We start from the raw sequence: 16,008 nt of genomic DNA on the forward strand, positions 1-16,008 counted from the left end.
GGCGGAGGGAGGGGGGCGGGAGAGGCAGGACAGTGGTGGTGGCTGGTTGTTTTGCGGGGGGGGCGGGGGGGGGGGGGGGGTGGGGTGGGGGGGGGGGGGTCGCCCCCCCCCCCCCCCCCCCACCTGTTCTGCCGCCGGTTCAGACGGTCAGACCGGTTCCGGTGTCACCGGAACCACCGCTCAGTTGACGTCGGTGTGGCAGAACCAGATGGTGCTGCTCTGCCCGATGGCGCCGTCGAGCTCCTCCGAGTCGGGCTGGGGGGTGAGGATCTGGAGGTCGAGGATCGGGTTCATGGAATTCTCCTTGTGATGTGAGCGAACAGGTGACTGAAGCCGTCCGGGACAGCCCGGCACCTCGGGGCTATGGCCACTTGCCCGGTGCCGGTGCGGCGCGTTTTCGGCGGTCCGTCTCGCCGGTGTTCCGCAGCGGGGTGTCCGCGGTCATGGTCGGTCCTCTCGTTCTCAGGGGCAGGGAATCAGGGGCAGGACGGGCAGGCGGCCGGCGACGGTGTGCAGAGCGTGGAGGACGCCCGCCGTACCGGTGGCCAGGTCCATGGAAAGGCGCATGTTCTGGGCGCCGAAGGTGGCGATGCCGCCTTCGTGGGGCAGCGCATGCCAGGCGAGGTCGCGGATGTGGCCGGTGAGAGCGGCCGCCAGCCCGGGATCACGCTCGACGGCGCGGTTGTGGGCGAGGGCGGCGGCGAGGCCGGCCCGTCCGGCGAGGAGACCGCTGTAGACGGTGAAGTGCAGGTCCAGGGCGGTGTGCAGAGTCTTCAGGGTGTCGGCGAGTGCTTCCTCGGGACGGTGTCGCAGGTAAGCGGCCAGGGCGACGGCGATGCCCGCGCTGCCGGCCCCCAGGGTGGGCAGCGGTCGTGGTCCGTCGCTCGGCGTGGGCGTCGTGGCGGTGCCGTGGAGGCGGTCCAGGTCGAGGTGGACCGCCCGGCGCGCCAGGTCCAGGTACCGGCTCTCGCCGGTGTCCTCGTGGAGGCCGAGGAGCAGCAGGGCCGGTCCGCTCCACCCGCGCATGAGTCCGGTGCGGCCGGCCGGGGCGTTCCTGGCCCCGCCCAGTCGTGCGGCGAGGCGCTCGCCGGCCTCCAGGGCGTGCGTGTGCAGGCCGGGCATGTCGAGGGCCCGTGCGAGGTGGCGGAGGCTCAGTCCGATGCCCGCCAGCCCGTCGTACAGCCCGGACGGTGTCGCGTCGGTGGTGAGGCCGACGGCCCGGTTCACCATGTCGAGAGCCTGGTCGGGGCGGCCCAGCAGGCTCAGGGTGTGGGCGGCGCCGTGCAGGCCGTCGTACAGGCCCGGACGGGGCTCCGCGGCACGGTGGGCGGCCTGCCACAGCCACTCGTGGTGTTCGGGGTCGGTCTCGTGTCCGGTGGCGGTCAGGGCGTACAGGACACCCGCGGCTCCGTGGGCGAGGGTGTGGCCGCCGTCGTGCAGGGCGGTGGGCTCGCCGGGGAAGAGCCGGTCGGTGCGTTCGGGGGTGGCACTTGCCCGGATCGCGGCGACCAGGGCCTGCTCCAGCTCGCGGGCGGACGGCGAGCCGGGGTCGTCCGCGGCGGCGGCGAACAGGTCGGCCGCCGTCCGGTCGGTGCGGGCCGTGACACCGGGAGGGGTCAGTGCGCGACGCACGCGGTCGGTCCACCCGGCCGGAAGCGGGAAGAGCGACGCCGCCGCATCGGCGAGCCGGCCGGCCCGGGCCGGGTCGAGGTCGAGCGTCGTGGTCAGCGGCAGGAACAGCGCCAGCCGCAGGCTGTCCAGCGCGTAGCGATCGCGGTCGAACCCGGTGGCGTGTGCGGCGACGAAGCCGGGGGTGGCGATGCTGGGGTCCGGGTCCTCGGTGCCGGGCCGATAGGCGATCTCGAAGTCGATGAGCGCGACGCGCCCGTCGGGACGGATCATCACGTTGCTGGGGCTCAGGTCGCCGAAGACGGTTCCGGTGGCGTGGACGTCCTCCAGAATGCGCTCGAGCTGGTCGAGGATGTCCAGCACGGTGTCCGTGTACTCCTGGCGCCGCCGTGCGTCGTGGCCCGGCACGGTCAGCGGGTTGGCGGCGGCCGTGAACTGCTGGAGGGTGCGGCCCTCGATGTACTCCTGCACCAGGAAGTGGTGCTCCCAGGCGGTGAACGTCCCCAGCAGCGCGGGGACGCCGTCCAGATGGGCGAGGCGGCGCAGCGTCGCGGCCTCCCGGTGCAGCCGGGTCACCGCGTCGTCGCCCGCGCCGTCCAGGCCCGCCAGGGGACGGGCCTCCCGCAGTACCACCCGGTGTCCCGTGGCGTTGTCGGTGGCGAGGTAGATGCCGCCCCCGTTGGAGTAGTGCAAGGCCTTCTCCATGGTGTAGGGGAAGGCGGGTTCGTCCCCGGTCGCACGGCCGGCGGCGATCTGCTCGGCGATGAAGCCGGGTACCGGCGCCCAGTCGGGAATCCGGAAGACCGGGGTGCGCTCGTCGGGGACGAGCACCCCGTCGGGGCGGGCGACGGCCGCCGTCCGCTCGCCGCTCGCGGACAGGCACTCGCGGCGGGCGAAGCCCCCGTAGCGCAGGTGGAGCGGCCCCTGCCGCCACCTCAGGTCGCTGAGGATGTACGGGCCGCGGTACGCGCCGAGGACGGGATCCAGCTCGTCGAGGACGCCCTTGAGGGCGGCGTCGTCGACCGGGTAGAGCGTGATCAGCTTGCCGCTGCTGCCGCGGGGCGCGTACTTGCCGTTCGTGGACTGGTGGGCCCGCGAGTGCGGCAGGAACTTGAAGGTCAGGGAACGGGAAATGCAGTAGTCCCACACCGTGTCGATGATCTCGGCCGCGTCGGTGGCGGTGGCCGACACGTGGATCTTCCAGCCCTGGTCGGGGAGCCGGGCGTCCTCGGGGCTGAGGTACACCCAGTTGGCGTTCTCGACGCGGCGCCAGCCGGCCGGCACGGGACGCTCGGCGGCCGGGAACGGCGTGCCGGCCCGGGAGCTGCGCGGGTGGTCGTAGAACGGCACGCCCGCTCGGCAATAGGCGAGATGGTTGGCCTTCTCCACGCTTTCCTCTCCTTCACGGGCGTGCGGACGATGTGAATCGGATCACCCCGCTTCGGGGGTCGGCCCTGCGGGCACAGGAGCCGCCACGGCCGCCGTTCCGGACGACGCCGGGCATCCGCGGGGGCCGGCCTCTTGTGGGGGCGGAACAAGTTGATCAGTCGGGCGTCATGCGGCACCAGGCAGTTCTTCCAGCAGGATTACGGCCCGTCATACTTCTGCCGGAAGATCGCCTCCGTGCCCGGACCAGGCTGAACAGGAGGCGTGCGAGAGGGGCCCGGGCCGGGCTGAGCGGCGTGCAGGCGCCATGGACCCGGGCCGGGCTGAACAAGGGGAATACGACATGGGCCCGGACCAGGCCGAGCAGGGGGAACACCACATGGGCGGGGAAGCCGCCGTACCGGTCGCCGAGGGGTTCGGGCCGCTGCTGGTGGCCCTGCGCATGCGTGCCGGAATGAGCCAGGAGCGGCTGTCCCACGCCGCGGGGGTGAGCGTGCGCGCCCTGGCGGATCTGGAGCGCGGCCGCTCCCGGGGACCGCAGCGGCGTACCGTGCAGGCCCTCGCCGCGGGACTGGGCCTGGACGAGGACACCGCCGCCGAGCTGGAACGGGCGGCCCGCCTGGGGCGGCCCCGCCCGCGGTCGGCTGCCGGGCCGCGGACCCACAACGTCCTCGCCCTGCCGCGTGACATCAACGACTTCGTCGCTCGTGGGCCGGCCCTGGCCCGGTTACTCACCCTGGTGGAGGGCGCCGCTCCCGCCTCTTCCCCGGTCAGCGTGGTGTCGGGTCAGCCGGGCCTGGGAAAGACCACTTTCGCCGTGCACGCCGCGCACCGCCTCGCGTCGCACTTCCCGGACGGGCAGCTGGCTGTCGACCTGCATGGGATGGACCCGGAACCGACCACCCCGCGCGACGCCCTCGGCTCCCTGCTGCGGGCGGTCGGCGTCAACGAGCGCGCGATCCCGGCCTCCACGGAGGACCGGTCGGGACTCCTGCGGTCCGTGGTCCGCGACCGGCGGTTGCTGCTGGTGCTGGACAACGCGGCGAGCGAGGACCAGGTCCGCCCCCTGCTGCCCGGCGCCGGGCGCTGCCTGACCGTCGTCACCAGCCGTCACGCCCTGGCCGGTCTCGAAGCGGTCCACCGGATCGACCTCGCACTGCTGCGGCAGGAGGAGGCAGTCGAGTTGCTGAGCCGCATCGTCGGCCCGGAGCGGGTGAGGCAGGAGGGCCGGGCGGCCCGCGATCTGGTGGAACTGTGCGGCTTCCTGCCGCTGGCCGTACGGATCGCCGGGCAGCGTCTGGCCAGCCGGCCGCACGAGCGCATCAGCAAGCTGGCCGCCCAACTGGCCCGGGAGGAACGGCGTCTGGACACCCTCCAGGTCGGGGATCTCCAGGTGCGGGCGGCTTTCGCCCTGTCCTACCGGCAGCTGTCACCGGGCGCCAGGACGGTCCTGCGCCGGGCCTCCCTGGCCGCCGGAGGCGAGTTCGGCCCCGAGACCGCCGCCCTGCTGGCCGACCTGCCGGTCGGCTCAGTGGCCCAGTACGCCGAAGAGCTGGTCGACGCCGGCCTGCTCCAGCCCGACGCCACGGCCGAGCGTTACCGCTTCCACGACCTCGTCAAGCTCTTCGCCGCCGAACAGCTGGCCGCCGAGGACGGCGCCGTGGCGTCCCGGGCCGCACTGGACCGCACGGCTCTGTGGATGCTGCGCCGGGCTGCCGCCGCCGCGCTGCGCTTCGATGCCGACCGCCACCAGGACGCCCTGGACGACGATCCCGATCCCGCCGGTGCGCCCGCCGACCGTGACGAGGCCCGCGCATGGCTGGAGGCCGAGCGGGCCCAGTGGCTCGCGGCCCTGCACCAGGCGCAGGCCTCGGGGCACCACCGGCAGGTGATCGACACGGCCGGAGCGATGCACTGGTTCTCCGACCTGAACCAGCACTGGGAGCTGTGGGTCGAGGTGTTCCGGTGCGGGGTCCGCGCGGCTCGCGCGCTGCGCAGCCGGCAGGACGAGGCCGTCCAGCTCAACTTCCTGGCGTGGGCGTACGGCAACTGCGTCCACGATCCCCATGCCTCGCTCGCCGCCGCCGACGCCGCCCTGGCGGCGGCGCGTGAGACCGGGGACCGGCTGCAGACGGGGTGGGCGCTGGGCTACGGGGCATCGGCGCTGCGTCGCACCGGCCGAGTCGAGGAAGCGATAGCCAGGCTGCGCGAATCGGCCGCCTGCCTCGCCGACGAGACCTCCGCACAGGGGCGTCTGGCCGAGCTCTCCACCCTGAACATGCTGGGCACTCACCTGCGGCAGTCGGGCGGTGCCGAGGAGGCCCTGAACATCCACCGGCTCAGCGAGGCGATCTGTCAGGCAGAGGTGACCGGGGCGCCTGCCGAGCTGATCACCGCCTACCTCGCGGCGGCCCGTCATCACCTCGGCAACGACCTCGCGGCGCTGGGACGCTGGGCGGAGGCCGAACTGCCGCTCCGCCAGGCGCTGGCGACGTTCGAGGCCGTCGACATGGCCGCCTGGGCCGAACCCACCCGCCTCGACCTCGGCATCGTCCTGCGCCGGCTGGGCCGCCACGACGAGGCCCGTCGGACCCTGCTCGCGGCCCACGACGCGCTCCGCGAACTGAACAGCCCCCGCCAGGCGGAAGCCGCGGCCGAACTCCGCGAACTCCGGACGTAGGCACGGTAGGAGAGCGGCCGACGGCGTACATCACACCGCGGATCCCGTGACGGCGTTCACGGACAGGTCTCAGGGCGGCCCGGGAGATCCGACGGCCGGTGGCGGCACCGACGAGGACATCACCGTTCTCCGCACCCGACGGGTGCCTGCCGCCACTCCGACCGGAGACCCGGTTGTGCGCACCGGCATCGGCCCCGGTCAGCTCCGAGACGCCAGGGACTCGGGCGGATTGCGCAGACCCTCGGCCGCGTCCGCGACCCGCTGGATGAGCTCGAAGAAGACGCCCTGCTCGGCGGCGGACAGCGGCGCCAGGAAGACCTGGTTCATCCGGGCGGTGCGCACGGTCAGCTTGCGGTGGGTGCGCAGCCCCTCGTCCGTGAGACGCAGCAGGTAGCGGCGGCCGTCCTGCGGGTCACGCTCCTTGTCGAGCAGTCCGCGGCGGCCGAGCCGGCTGATCACCTCGGCGATCGTGGACCGGTCGAGCCCCACGCGCTCCCCCACCGTCCGCTGGTCGAGGCCCGGCTCGGCGACGAGCGCGTTGAGGACCGCGAACTGCGGGGAGGTGATCTCCTCCGAGACCATCGTGTTCCACAGCAGGTAGTGGGCCTGCTGCAGCCGCCGGGCCAGGTGCCCGGGATGGGTGGTGAGGTCCACCGCCGCCATGCGCGCTCCCGTGGTCGATGCGTCGATGCACGCTCGAATTCGTTGGTGCACTGAACGATACCCGGTGCGGCGCGGACTGTCCGCCCCGACCCCCGCACCGCTGACCGCACTGTTTCCGGGGTCTTGACGTCGCCGCCGGAGCGATGGCAGCGTGAAAGGAACCTTCACGGAATTACTCAGTGCCCTGATTATTTTATGACCGGGCACGTCGTCGTCGCCCGCCCCGCCGCCGTCGCCCGCAACGCCAAGGAAGCCGCTGATCCCATGACACTGACCCAGCACGACATCGACCTGGAGATCGCCGCCGAGCACGACGCGTACGAGAAGCGCGTGGCCGGCGGCGCCCCCGTGGAGCACCACCCGCGCCGCGACTACGCCCCGTACCGCTCCTCCGTGCTGCGCCACCCCAAGCAGCCGCCGATCGCCATCGACGTCTCCAAGGACCCGGAGCTGGTGGAGCTGTCCTCGCCCGCCTTCGGCGAGCGCGACCTCACCGGCATCGACAACGACCTCACCCGCCAGCACACCGGCGAGCCGGTCGGCGAGCGCATCACCGTCTCCGGCCGGCTGCTGGACCGCGCCGGCCGCCCGGTGCGCGGCCAGCTCATCGAGATCTGGCAGGCCAACTCGGCGGGCCGCTACGCCCACCAGCGCGAGCAGCACGACGCCCCGCTGGACCCGAACTTCAGCGGGGTCGGCCGCACGCTCACCGACGACGACGGCTTCTACCGTTTCACCACGATCCAGCCCGGGCCCTACCCCTGGCGCAACCACGTCAACGCCTGGCGGCCGGCCCACATCCACTTCTCGCTGTTCGGCTCGGCGTTCACGCAGCGGCTCGTGACGCAGATGTACTTCCCGAACGACCCGCTCTTCCGCTACGACCCGATCCTGCAGTCGGTCACCGACGACGCCGCGCGGCAGCGGCTGATCGCGACGTACGACCACAGCCTGTCCGTCCCCGAGTTCTCGCTCGGCTACCACTGGGACATCGTGCTGGACGGCCCGAACGCCACCTGGATCGAAGAAGGACGCTGACCCGAGATGACGAAGATCGACACCAGCAGCCCGGAGAACGTGCTGCCCACCCCCTCGCACACGGTCGGCCCCTTCTACGGGTTCGCGCTGCCCTTCCGCGGCGGCGAGGACATCGCGCCCCAGGGGCACCCGGACACCGTCACCGTGCACGGCTACGTGTACGACGGCGAGGGCAGGGGACTGCCGGACGCCCTGGTGGAGCTGTGGGGCCCCGACACCCGGGGCAACCTGCCGACGGCCGACGGCTCGATGCGGCGGGACCCGGCCACCGGCGAACATCTGGGCCGCAACGGCGTGGAGTTCACCGGGTTCGGACGCATCCAGACCGATGCCGACGGCCACTGGTACGCGCGGACGCTGCGGCCCGGGGCGCGCGGGGACAACGCCCCGTACGTGAGCGTGTGCGTGTTCGCGCGGGGCCTGCTCGTGCACCTGTTCACGCGGATCTACCTGCCGGGCGACGAGGCGGCGCTGGCGGCCGACCCGCTGCTGTCCCGGCTGGACACCGGCCGCCGCGACACGCTGATCGCGCGGGACGAGGGCAACGGCACCTACCGTTTCGACATCCGCCTTCAGGGCGAAGGCGAGACGGTCTTCCTGGAGTTCCAGTGACATCTGCCGGCTTTGACGGCCTGCTCGCCCCGGGGTGGGCAGGCTCCCCCGCCGCGTCCGCGACCGGCGACGCCGCGTTCCTGCGGGCGCTGCTCGACGCGGAGGCGGCGCTGACCCGCGCGCAGGCGGCCCTCGGCCTCGTCCCGGCCGAGGCGGCGGCCGCGGTGACCCGGGCCGCCGACCCGGCCCGCTTCGACGCGGCCGGCCTCGCCGAACGCGCCCGGGCCGGCGGCAACCCGGTCATCCCCCTGGTCGCCGACCTGACGCGGGCGGCCGGCGAGGAGTACGGCCCCTACGTGCACCGGGGCGCCACCAGCCAGGACATCATGGACACGGCGACGATGCTGGTCGCCGTGCGCGCCCTGGACCCGGTCCTCGCCGACCTCGGCCGCACCGAGCGGGCGCTGGCCCGGCTGGCCGCCGCCCACCGCGACACCGCGATGCCGGGGCGCACGCTCACCCAGCACGCCGTACCGACCACGTTCGGGCTGAAGGCGGCCGGGTGGCGGTCGCTGGTGCTGGACGCGCGCGACCGTGTCGCGGCCGTGCGCGGCTCGCTGCCCGCGCAACTCGGCGGCGCGGCGGGGACCCTGGCGGCGTTCACCGCGTACGGGGCCGCCGACCCCACCGAGCTGCCCGCCGCCTACGCCCGTGAACTCGGCCTTCAGGCACCGCTGTTGCCCTGGCACACGCTGCGCACCCCGGTCGCCGACCTGGCCGGGTGCCTGGCCTTCACGGCCGGCGCGCTGGGCAAGGCCGCCGCCGACGTGCTGACCCTCGCGCGCACCGAGATCGCCGAGGTCGCCGAGGGCAGCGGCGGCGGTTCGTCCGCCATGCCGCACAAGGCGAACCCGGTGCGCGCCACGCTGGTGGCGGCCGCGGCCCGACGCGCCCCGCTCCTCGCGGCCACTCTGTACGGCTCGCTGGTCGCCGAGGACGAGCGGCCCGCCGGGGCGTGGCACGCCGAGTGGGAGCCGCTCAGGGACCTGCTCCGGCTGGTCGGCGGGGCCGCCCGCGACGCCGCCGAACTGGCCGAGGGGCTGCGGGTGCACCCGGACGCGATGCGCGAGCACCTGGATCTCACCCACGGGCTGATCGTCTCCGAGCGGCTGTCGGCCGAGCTGGCCGGCCTGCTGGGCCGGGCCCGCGCCAAGGCCCTGCTCACCGAACTGGCCCGGCGCACCTACGCCGAAGGCCGACCGCTGGCCGAACTCCTGGCCGAACAGCCGGACCTGAAGGGCGTCGACCTGGGCGACGCGACCGACCCCACCCGCTACACCGGCTCCGCCGGAACCCTCACCGACCGTGCGCTGGAGCGACGTTGACCGACAAACTCCTCAACCACCGTGCCGAGGGGCCCGCTTCCGCTCCCCCGCTGCTGCTGGGGCCCTCGCTGGGCACCTCCTGCGCCCTGTGGGACAAGGTGGCGCCCGAGCTGTCCGTCACCCACCGGGTGATCCGCTGGGACCTGCCGGGACACGGCGGCTCGGCGGCCGATCTCATCGGGCCCGGCGCCACCGTCGCGGACCTCGCGGACCTCGTCCTGGCGCTCGCCGACGCGCTCGGCGTCGAGCGGTTCGCCTACGCGGGCGTGTCGCTGGGCGGCGCGGTCGGTCTGCACCTCGCAGTGCACCACCCCGACCGGGTGTCCTCGCTGGCCGTCATCTGCTCCTCGGCCCACTTCAACGGCGCGGGGCCCTGGCGGGAGCGGGCCGAACGGGTCCGCCGGGAGGGCATGGACTGGCTGCTGGAGAGCGCCGACGCCCGCTGGTTCACGCCCGGGTTCACCGTGCCGGAGCTGGTGCGCGACCACCGGAACACCGATCCGGAGGCGTACGCCGCCTGCTGCGACGCGCTGGCCTCCTACGACCTGCGCGACAAGCTGGCCCAGATCTCCGCGCCCACGCTGCTGGTGGCCGGCCGGGAGGACCCGGCGACGCCGCCGGCCCACCTGCGGGAGATCGCGGACGCGGTGCCGGGCGCCGCGCTGGTGGAGCTGCCGGGCGCCTCCCACCTGGCGCCCGCCGAACGCCCGGAGGCCGTGCTCACGGCCCTGCGGACGCACTTCGACGGGGACGCCGAGCGGGGCATGGAGGTGCGGCGCCAGGTGCTCGGCGACGCCCACGTGGACCGGGCGCAGGCCCGGCAGACCCCGTTCACCGCGCGCTTCCAGGACTTCATCTCCCGCTACGCCTGGGGCGAGATCTGGACCGACCCGACGCTCAGCCGCCGCGAGCGCAGCATGATCACCCTCACGGCGCTGGTCGCCCACGGCCATTACGACGAGCTGGCCATGCATGTGCGGGCGGCGCGGCGCAACGGGCTGACGCCGGAGGAGATCGGTGCGGTGCTGCTGCAGACGGCCGTCTACTGCGGGGTCCCGACGGCGAACTCGGCCTTCGCGACGGCCCAGCGCGTGCTCGCCGAGGAGGACGCCGGGGAGGACGGAGCGCCGCAGGACGAAGGGTGACCCCACCGGTCGCGGGTTCGGCGGCACCTCGCCGGCCTCGGCGCCGCGCGCCTGCGGTGGGGCAGGACCACCCTCGCTGACCTCGCCTCGCTGCGGCAGGTTCGGAAGCCCGGGGCGCGCGTCGCGGACGCGCACCCCGGGCTCGGCGTGCCGGTCGACAACGCGGACGTCGGATCCGGTCCGCGGGGCTCCGAGCAGGAGCTGAGCGCGGACGGGCACAAACCGCGCCTGGCGGTCGACTACTCGACTGTGGTGGTGCTCGGCCGGGCATGAGCCCGCTCGAAACCGACGATGTCGAGTTCACCTGCGGCTGCGACGGCGTCTCGGCCTGCTGCCGCGGCAAGTCGTGCTCACCGCCCGCGCGTTCACCGTCGCCAGGGAGCCGTCGGGCACCGCGCGCGGCGGGCGGCCCGTCGCCTACCGGGATGCCCGGGCGGTCTTCAGCGCCTCCCGCGCCCTGGCCGCCAGGCCGTCCGCGCCGCAGGAACGGGCCAGCGCCAGGCCCCGGTCGAGTTCGGCGGCCGACCGGGCGGCGATGCCGTGCTCGATCCGGGCCGCGGCGTGCTCGTACTGGCAGGGCGAGGCCTCCAGGTAGGCGACGGCCTGCGCGGCCAGCCGCACCGCGCGCTGGCCGGTCTCCAGCTCGGCGGCGCAGCGCAGGGCCTCTCCGATGGCGGTGTCGGTGCCGAAGCGCTCGGCCCGCCCGCGGGCGTCGGCGACGAGCCGCCCGGCCCGTGCCGGGTCATCGGCGGCGAGGGCGCGGGCGAGGTCGAGGGCCCAGGGGACGGCCACCGGGTTGTGGTGGCCGCGCGCGGCGGCCGCCTTCTCGGCCTCCTCCAGCTCGCCCACGCCGTCCTTGACGCGGCCGACGGCCAGCAGCAGCCGGCCGCGCACCGACCGCGCGTCGGGCAGCCCGACGGTGGACGGGTAGGGCGGCGCGAAACCGTGCCGCTCGGCGACCGTCCAGGCCTCGTCGACGTGGCCGCGGGCGAGCAGCACGTCGACCAGGTTGCAGGTCGCGTTCCAGTACAGGGGCAGGCCGCGGCCGACGCGTTCAGCCAGCCGCAGCGACTCGCGCAGGGACGCCTCGGCCTCGCGGAGCCGGCCGCGCCTGCGGTGCGCGAGTCCGAGGTGGGCGTGGGCGAGGGCCAGGTGGCCGCCGCTCCAGCCGGCCGACTCGTAGGCGCGTACGGCTTCGTTGCAGAGGCTCTCGGCGCGGTCGAGGCGGTCGGTGCAGGCGTAGCAGCCGGCGAGCATCAGCAGCGGCTCGACGCCCCACTCGGTGTCGGTCCAGCCGAGTCCCGGGGCGAGGCGGCCGTTGACCAGGGAGCGGTCGCACAGGCCGACGACCTCCTCGGCGCTCTCGCCCTGGAGCAGGACGTCGAAGCCGCGCAGCATCAGCACGGCGCGTTCGGAGTTGTTGCGTCCGGCGCAGCTCCGGGCGAGCGCGGCGAGGCGCTCGGAGTGGCCGGGCGGGCCCGCCTCGCCCGCGTGCAGGCCCTCCCACATGTACCGCACGGCCTGCAGCCGGGTCCTGGCGGGGCCCTCCCGGTGCCGGGCGGCCTCGGCCTCGACGGTGCGGACGGCCTCGTCCAGCTGGCCGTTGTGGAGCAGGGCCTGGGAGAGCCGGCAGACGGCGTCGACGCGCGCGTCGCCCGCCAGGCCCGGCAGGGCGAGCGCGGACCGCAGGTGCTCGACGGTCCTGGCGGGCGCGGTCAGCAGGGTGGCGCAGCCGAGCTCGTAGAGCACGCGCGCGTGGACGTCGGGGGTGGGCGGCTCCCGCAGGGCGCGCTCGAGGCAGCGGCGGGCGGCGTCGGGGGCGCCGACGGCGAGGTGTTCGTGAGCGGCCTCGCGCAACTGCTCGACGAGTTCCTGGTCGTCGTCCGGATGCACCTGGAGGAGGTGGCGGGAGGCCGCGGCGGGGCCCAGCCCGGAGTCGGTGACGACCTGGGCCGCGATGCCGTGCATGGCGGTGCGCAGGGCGTCGGGGATGGAGTGGTAGACGGCGCTCGCGATCAGCGGGTGGACGAACTCCAGTTCGCCGTCGTCGGCCTGCGGATCGGCGGGGTCGGTCTCGGTCAGGATGCGGGCGCCGCGCAGCAGTTCGGCGCAGCGCAGCGCGTCCTCGCGGCTCAGGGTGGCGAGGCGCGCGACCAGGTCGACGGAGATGCCGGTGCCGAGGATCGCGGCCGCCCAGGCGAACCGGGTGGCGTCGATGCCGAGTCCTTCGAGGCGGGCGACGAGGCCGCCGCCGCGCGAGGAGCGGTTCAGGGCGCGCAGTTCGGCCGCCGCGTTCTCGGTCGGCTGCAGTTCGCTGTCCTGCACCTTGGCGAGGAGTTCGACGGTCTCGTACGGGTTGCCGCCGGTGACCGCCCACACCTCGCGGCAGAACGGGTCGTCGGCGTGGCTGCCGAGGGTGGCGCGGGTGAGGCCCGCGGTGGCGTCCGGGGTGAGCGCGCTGAGGGTGGTGACGGGGTGGTCCGCGGCGGCGGCGACGGCGTCGAGGTGGCGGGCGCTCGCGCCGCCGCTCTCGCCGGGGCGGCGGGCGACGACGACCAGCACGGACAGGTCGTCGAGGCGTTCGGTGAACGCGGCGAGCCAGCGCAGCGTCTCCTCGTCGGCCCAGTGCGCGTCGTCGATCAGCAGCACGAGCGGCCAGTGGCGCCGGGCGAGCCGGCGCACCGCGGTGACCAGGCCGTCGCACACGCCCTGCGGGTCGGCGTGGTGCTCGCCGGGTTCCGCCATCCCGAGCGCGGGGCCGGCGACGTCGTACCAGTCGCCGAGGTATTCGCGGGCCTCCTCGGGCATCAGGGACACCAGCGCGGGCTGCAGCAACTGCCGTACGACGTTGTAGGGGACGGATCTGAGGGTCTCACCGCCGCGGGCCGCCCACACGGTGCAGCGACGCTGTTCGGCGATGCGCCGGACCTCGGCCAGCAGGGCGGTCTTGCCCAGGCCCGCCTCGCCCCTGATCACCAGGAGGCTGCCCGCGGACGACTTGTCGGCGCAGAGGGTGTCGATCGCCCGCGTGACGGCGGCGACCTCCTCTTCGCGCTCCCACAGGGAAGCCGAGGCGGCCTCTGTGGGCCGGCCCTCCGTCATCCCGCTACCTCCCCGAGTCGCCCGGACGACGTACTGAACTCGAGAGTAGCCGTCCGCATGCCGAAGCGGAGAGCGGTCCGGCCGGATGTTGCCAGGACGGCCCACGAGAGGTATGGGCGGGCGACGTTCGACGCCCAACGGCCTTTGCGCGCAATTTCCCTGACGGACACTCACCCATTGCCCGGACCGGACGGCGTCGCACGCGGCCGGGGCGGGCCGCGGCCCCGGACGCCCGGCCGGACGGGCCTCGGGCCGACCACCGCGCCGTTCGGGAGGCCGCCTCCGAGCCGTCCCTGGGCCCGCCTCCGCGGCGTCCGCGGCGGTGTGTGTCCGTGTGGCCGGAACATGCCCCTGGGGCAAGGCCCGACGCCCTCGCCGACGCCCTCGCCGGCGCCACGCGCGTGCCGGAGCCGTCCGGAGGGCGGTCCTCTCATCCCGCTTTCACCGAGGCCTCATACGGTGGGGGCATGACGCAGGTGACTCCTCCCGGGTGGTACCCCGATCCCGGGCAGACAAGTGAGGGTCCCGCCACCGAGCGCTGGTGGGACGGCAAGGCGTGGACGGACCGGACCCGCCCCGCGGGCACGGCCGCCGCATGGGGTCCCCCGGCGCAGGATCCCGCGAGCGGGGCACATCCGGCCACTCACCCGACCTATCCGGGATATCCCGGCCACTCCGGATATCCCGACCAACCCGGATATCCCGGATATGCCGGCTACCCGGGCCAGCCGGGCTATCCGCCCCACCCTCCGGCCGCCCCGCGGCGCGGCGCGCGCACGGGCATAGCCGTCGCGGTGGCCGTGGTGGTCCTCGCGAGCATCGGCGTGGGCGTGTACGCGCTCTCCGACGGCGGCGGCTCCGGCGGCACCAGCGCGGGCGCGCCCCAGGGGCCGGGTGGCCAGGGCGGTCCCGGCGGCCAGGAGGGCCCCGGCGGCCCGTTCGGCGGCCCCGGCGGCTCGGGAGGTTCCGGCGGGTCCGGCGGGTCCGATGGGTCCGATGGGTCCGGCGGGTCCGAGTCGCCCGGCCCCGGCCGGTCCGAGGCGCCGAAGATCGAGAGCGGGTCGGTGACCGACGCGATCAGCGGCATCAGCATCCCGATACCGGACGGCTGGTACGGCCAGGAGATCACCGCGGGCGCCCAGGTGACGTCCAACGACTCCTACAAGTGTCCCGGCGACGCCTCCGCGACCTGCACCAAGGGCGGTGCGTACTCGGCGCCGGCCCAGTTGCTCGGCACCGCGGGCAGCACGGCCGAGGCGGTCGCCAAGGCGGACATCAAGACGAACGCCGAGGAGTCCTACGGCGGCAAGAGCTACGGCTCGATCACCTCGCACGACGTGCTGGCGTCCAAGGCGGTCACCGTGGCCGGGCAGAAGGGCTATCTGGTCCGCTGGAAGGCGGTCACCAGCAAGGGCGCCGACGGCTACGTCGAGTCGCTCGCGTTCCCGTCGCCGGCGGACGCCTCCCGGATCGTCGTGGTCCGGTTCGGCCTGGACGTCGGCGAGAAGCAGTCCGTGATCGACGACATCACCAAGGGCATCGAGGTGTCGACGGGCAGCGGCAACGGCCAGAACGTCTGAACCACGCGGATCGGCCGGATCGATCGGCCGGGTGGGGCGCCTCTCCGCTCAAGAGGAACCCCACCCGGCCGGGGGGTGCGCGCCGCCCCCGTCCCCACGGTGCGGCGCGAGCAGGTCACCGTCCTGTCATCCCACGGACGGCGGCCTGGGTCTCAGGTCAGTCCCAGCGCCGGCAGCACGGCGGCCTCCACGAACCGGACCAGGTAGTCGGGGTCGGCGTACTTCCCCTCCAGGACCGGGCGGACGCGCAGGACGCCGAAGATCTGGGCCGGCACGAACTTCAGCGCCGGGTGGTCGGCGGCGATCTCGCCCCGGTCGACGCCCCGCCGCAGGATCTCCTTGAGCGCGGTGATCTCCGGGTCGACCAGCGCCTCGCGCAGCGCCTGCTGCAACTCCCGGTCCTGGGTGACGGCGTGGCCGAGCGCCTGGAGCAGCCGGGTGTCCTTGCCCGACCAGTCCCCCGCGGCCCGCGCGGCCCGCCGCAGGTCCTCGGCGAGCGAGCCGGAGTCGATGCCGGCGAACCGCACCTGACGGGACGCGCGCAGCGCCGCCGCCACGAACTGCGGCTTCGTCTTCCACTGCCGGTAGAGCGTGGACTTGCTGCAGCGGGTGCTGGCGGCGATGCCCTCCATGGTCACGGCGTCGTACCCGCACTCGCGGATCTGCTCGAGGACGGCGTCGTAGAACTCCCGCTCACGCTCCGGCGTGATCTTGGAGCGGCGCGAGGCGGTGACCGACTCCGGTCCCTCCGCGGCCTGCGACGTCATCTCTCTTCTCCTCGCTCGTTCCCGGCGGCGGGGAATACCGCGGTCCGGTGTGGCGTATGTCTATCGATACGCCAGTGTACC

General features: G+C 74.3%; 11 protein-coding genes. 7 read left to right on the forward strand and 4 right to left on the reverse strand.

From position 1 onward, the window contains the following. Positions 1 to 462 precede the first annotated feature (462 nt). Positions 463 to 3,018 (reverse strand): class III lanthionine synthetase LanKC, encoded by a 2,556-nt coding sequence (gene lanKC, locus ACZ5GT_RS34190; RefSeq protein WP_469034190.1) that lies wholly within the window; start codon positions 3,016 to 3,018, stop codon positions 463 to 465. 340 nt (positions 3,019 to 3,358) lie between these two features. Here lanKC and ACZ5GT_RS34195 point away from each other — a divergent pair, with 340 nt between their 5' ends. Next, on the forward strand, positions 3,359 to 5,695 hold the full coding sequence (locus tag ACZ5GT_RS34195) for an ATP-binding protein (protein ID WP_469034193.1): 2,337 nt from the start codon (positions 3,359 to 3,361) through the stop codon (positions 5,693 to 5,695). A gap of 198 nt (positions 5,696 to 5,893) precedes the next feature. On the opposite strand, the gene ACZ5GT_RS34200 is transcribed toward ACZ5GT_RS34195, so the two are convergent. Next, positions 5,894 to 6,358: a MarR family winged helix-turn-helix transcriptional regulator gene (locus ACZ5GT_RS34200; protein ID WP_469034196.1), complete on the reverse strand. Its 465-nt coding sequence runs from the start codon at positions 6,356 to 6,358 to the stop codon at positions 5,894 to 5,896. Between the two features lie 264 nt (positions 6,359 to 6,622). On the opposite strand from ACZ5GT_RS34200, the gene pcaH reads away from it, so the two are divergent. The 5 genes from pcaH to ACZ5GT_RS34225 all read left to right on the forward strand — a co-directional run bounded on the left by pcaH (position 6,623) and on the right by ACZ5GT_RS34225 (position 10,751). Next, entirely contained in the window at positions 6,623 to 7,396 is a 774-nt protein-coding gene (gene pcaH, locus ACZ5GT_RS34205; RefSeq protein WP_469034290.1) for a protocatechuate 3,4-dioxygenase subunit beta, read from the forward strand. 6 nt (positions 7,397 to 7,402) lie between these two features. Then, entirely contained in the window at positions 7,403 to 8,008 is a 606-nt protein-coding gene (gene pcaG, locus ACZ5GT_RS34210) for a protocatechuate 3,4-dioxygenase subunit alpha (protein WP_469034198.1), read from the forward strand. Next, on the forward strand, positions 8,005 to 9,333 hold the full coding sequence (gene pcaB, locus ACZ5GT_RS34215) for a 3-carboxy-cis,cis-muconate cycloisomerase (RefSeq protein ID WP_469034199.1): 1,329 nt from the start codon (positions 8,005 to 8,007) through the stop codon (positions 9,331 to 9,333). The genes pcaG and pcaB overlap by 4 nt, the downstream gene beginning before the upstream one ends. After that, complete coding sequence (pcaDC, locus tag ACZ5GT_RS34220; RefSeq protein WP_469034201.1) at positions 9,330 to 10,478, forward strand: bifunctional 3-oxoadipate enol-lactonase/4-carboxymuconolactone decarboxylase PcaDC; 1,149 nt, start codon at positions 9,330 to 9,332, stop codon at positions 10,476 to 10,478. The genes pcaB and pcaDC overlap by 4 nt, the downstream gene beginning before the upstream one ends. A gap of 147 nt (positions 10,479 to 10,625) precedes the next feature. Beyond that, the gene (locus ACZ5GT_RS34225) at positions 10,626 to 10,751 is read left to right on the forward strand and encodes a hypothetical protein (RefSeq protein ID WP_469034202.1); all 126 of its coding nucleotides are present in this window, start codon (positions 10,626 to 10,628) and stop codon (positions 10,749 to 10,751) included. 144 nt (positions 10,752 to 10,895) lie between these two features. Here the strand turns inward: ACZ5GT_RS34225 and ACZ5GT_RS34230 are convergent, their stop codons facing one another. After that, complete coding sequence (locus tag ACZ5GT_RS34230; protein WP_469034204.1) at positions 10,896 to 13,580, reverse strand: ATP-binding protein; 2,685 nt, start codon at positions 13,578 to 13,580, stop codon at positions 10,896 to 10,898. A gap of 467 nt (positions 13,581 to 14,047) precedes the next feature. Here ACZ5GT_RS34230 and ACZ5GT_RS34235 point away from each other — a divergent pair, with 467 nt between their 5' ends. After that, on the forward strand, positions 14,048 to 15,160 hold the full coding sequence (locus ACZ5GT_RS34235; RefSeq protein ID WP_469034205.1) for a DUF2510 domain-containing protein: 1,113 nt from the start codon (positions 14,048 to 14,050) through the stop codon (positions 15,158 to 15,160). A gap of 152 nt (positions 15,161 to 15,312) precedes the next feature. Here the strand turns inward: ACZ5GT_RS34235 and ACZ5GT_RS34240 are convergent, their stop codons facing one another. Beyond that, positions 15,313 to 15,927 carry a TetR/AcrR family transcriptional regulator gene (locus tag ACZ5GT_RS34240; RefSeq protein WP_469034207.1) on the reverse strand — a complete coding sequence of 205 codons (615 nt, stop codon included), beginning with the start codon at positions 15,925 to 15,927 and terminating at the stop codon, positions 15,313 to 15,315. Positions 15,928 to 16,008: the final 81 nt, after the last annotated feature.

The sequence above is a fragment of the Streptomyces sp. NPDC031340 genome, assembly GCF_055569945.1.

What these genes read in the sequence shown, in the direction of transcription:
- ACZ5GT_RS34195 (WP_469034193.1), top strand. Translation starts at nt 3,359, where the DNA reads ATGGGCCCGGACCAGGCCGAGCAGGGGGAACACCACATGGGCGGGGAA.
- ACZ5GT_RS34200 (WP_469034196.1), bottom strand. Translation starts at nt 6,358, where the DNA reads ATGGCGGCGGTGGACCTCACCACCCATCCCGGGCACCTGGCCCGGCGG.
- pcaH (WP_469034290.1), top strand. Translation starts at nt 6,623, where the DNA reads ATGACACTGACCCAGCACGACATCGACCTGGAGATCGCCGCCGAGCAC.
- pcaG (WP_469034198.1), top strand. Translation starts at nt 7,403, where the DNA reads ATGACGAAGATCGACACCAGCAGCCCGGAGAACGTGCTGCCCACCCCC.
- ACZ5GT_RS34230 (WP_469034204.1), bottom strand. Translation starts at nt 13,580, where the DNA reads ATGACGGAGGGCCGGCCCACAGAGGCCGCCTCGGCTTCCCTGTGGGAG.
- ACZ5GT_RS34235 (WP_469034205.1), top strand. Translation starts at nt 14,048, where the DNA reads ATGACGCAGGTGACTCCTCCCGGGTGGTACCCCGATCCCGGGCAGACA.
- ACZ5GT_RS34240 (WP_469034207.1), bottom strand. Translation starts at nt 15,927, where the DNA reads ATGACGTCGCAGGCCGCGGAGGGACCGGAGTCGGTCACCGCCTCGCGC.